This window comes from Streptomyces sp. DH37 (assembly GCF_029813835.1).
Taxonomy (GTDB): domain Bacteria; phylum Actinomycetota; class Actinomycetes; order Streptomycetales; family Streptomycetaceae; genus Streptomyces.
The window spans coordinates 1-741 of record NZ_JARVKV010000154.1; the positions used below are offsets into that span (position 1 = coordinate 1).

Consider the following 741-nt stretch of genomic DNA (forward strand, 5'->3'; position numbering starts at 1 on the left):
CGGAGACGGCCGAGCCGTCCACGACCGAGATGCCGGGGTGGCCGTAGAGCCGGTGGTAGGGGTCGATGACGCCCTCCCGCGGCGAGGCCCCGATCGGGCAGCCGCCCAGGAAGTGCGCGGTCAGGGGCTTGCCCATCAGTTCGCCGACATTGGTGCCGGGGAAGCCGTTGATCTCCTCCGCCAGCAGCCGGATCGCCTCGGCGCCCTCGGGGATGTGGTCGGGGTTGGGCGCGCCGTGGCCCTGCCTGGCGGTGAGCAGGCCCTTCCCCGGGCCCCTGGGCTTGCGGTAGGTGGTCAGGGAGTTGTCCAGGGACTGCATCACCAGGCCGATGATGGTCCGCTCCGACCAGCGGTGGGTGGTGGCGGTGCGCGCCACCAGGACCGGGTGGCGCAGGAACTGGAGGGCCGCCGCGAGCCACTTGGGCGCCGGACCGTCCTGCCGGTACTGCGGCACGCAGAGCAGGGCCATGAGGTTGGACCCCTTGCCGTAGCGGACGTTCTCGATGTGGGTGTTGTCGTTCGGGTGGATGGAGGAGGTGATGGCCACGCCCCGGGTGAAGTCCAGTTCCGCGTCGGGCCCGTGCTTCCTGCGGTAGCGGCGGGGGAAGGTGAGGGCGCCCACCAGGGCCTCGGAGTTGGTGCGGGTCAGCTCGCCCAGCCTCGGGGAGATCCGCGGCAGCAGACCGGTGTCGCGCATCCGGTGCAGCAGCGTCTGGGTGCCGTACGTGCCGGCCGCGACCA

1 protein-coding gene is annotated in these 741 nt (G+C 71.9%); it reads right to left on the bottom strand.

Annotated elements, in window-relative coordinates; genetic code table 11:
• Positions 1-741, bottom strand: a 741-nt coding sequence (locus QC029_RS30435) for a GMC oxidoreductase (RefSeq protein ID WP_279559073.1), incomplete at both ends; no start/stop codon positions are given.